Origin of the sequence: Kitasatospora sp. NPDC057512 (assembly GCF_042802135.1) — a bacterium.
Taxonomy (GTDB): domain Bacteria; phylum Actinomycetota; class Actinomycetes; order Streptomycetales; family Streptomycetaceae; genus Kitasatospora.
Map to the genome: position 1 here is coordinate 1 of NZ_JBHVET010001220.1, position 1394 is coordinate 1394.

Sequence of the window (1394 nt, forward strand, 5' to 3'; positions counted from 1 at the left end):
GGTCGGATCCTCCCGGGAGCCTCCGGCCCCCCCACCAGCGGGACGGCACGGGATGTCCTCCGGGCAACCCGCACCAAAACCGATCAAAGACCAACTGGCGTCAGCACGGCGTACAGGAACTGTCCTCAGGAGGACTCAGTGGCGAAGGCGAAGTTCGAGCGGACGAAGCCCCACGTCAACATCGGCACCATCGGTCACATCGACCACGGCAAGACCACGCTGACCGCGGCCATCACCAAGGTGCTGCACGACGCGTACCCGGACCTGAACCCCTTCACGCCGTTCGACCAGATCGACAAGGCCCCGGAGGAGCGTCAGCGCGGTATCACCATCTCGATCGCGCACGTCGAGTACCAGACCGAGGACCGTCACTACGCGCACGTTGACTGCCCGGGTCACGCCGACTACATCAAGAACATGATCACCGGTGCCGCCCAGATGGACGGCGCCATCCTGGTGGTCGCCGCCACCGACGGCCCGATGCCGCAGACCAAGGAGCACGTCCTCCTGGCCCGCCAGGTCGGCGTTCCGTACATCGTTGTCGCCCTGAACAAGGCCGACATGGTGGACGACGAGGAGATCCTGGAGCTCGTCGAGCTCGAGGTCCGTGAGCTGCTCTCCGAGTACGAGTTCCCGGGCGACGACCTGCCGGTCGTCCGCGTCTCCGCGCTGAAGGCCCTCGAGGGCGACGCCGAGTGGGGCCAGAAGCTCCTCGGCCTGATGAAGGCTGTCGACGAGAGCATCCCGACCCCGGCCCGCGCCGTGGACCAGCCGTTCCTGATGCCGATCGAGGACGTCTTCACGATCACCGGTCGTGGCACCGTCGTCACCGGTCGCATCGAGCGCGGCATCCTCAAGGTCAACGAGACTGTCGACATCATCGGCATCAAGGAGACCAAGACCACCACCACGGTCACCGGCATCGAGATGTTCCGCAAGCTGCTCGACGAGGGCCAGGCCGGTGAGAACGTCGGTCTGCTGCTCCGTGGCATCAAGCGCGAGGACGTCGAGCGCGGCCAGGTCATCATCAAGCCGGGTTCGGTCACGCCGCACACCGACTTCGAGGCCCAGTCGTACATCCTGTCGAAGGACGAGGGTGGCCGTCACACCCCCTTCTTCAACAACTACCGCCCGCAGTTCTACTTCCGTACCACGGACGTGACCGGCGTCGTGACCCTCCCCGAGGGCACCGAGATGGTCATGCCGGGCGACAACACCGCCATGACCGTCGCGCTGATCCAGCCGATCGCCATGGAGGAGGGCCTGAAGTTCGCCATCCGTGAGGGTGGCCGCACCGTCGGCGCCGGCCAGGTCACCAAGATCATCAAGTAATTGACGATCTGACCTGCCTGCCTCGTACAGGCTCGTCCGAAGGGCCCCGCGCACCGCACGGT

Annotated in this window: 1 protein-coding gene; it reads left to right on the forward strand. The window is 65.7% G+C overall.

Annotated elements, in window-relative coordinates; genetic code table 11:
- The first annotated feature begins 138 nt into the window (after nt 1-138).
- Complete coding sequence (tuf, locus tag ACFU6K_RS39045) at nt 139-1332, forward strand: elongation factor Tu (protein ID WP_049649031.1); 1194 nt, start codon at nt 139-141, stop codon at nt 1330-1332.
- Nucleotides 1333-1394: the final 62 nt, after the last annotated feature.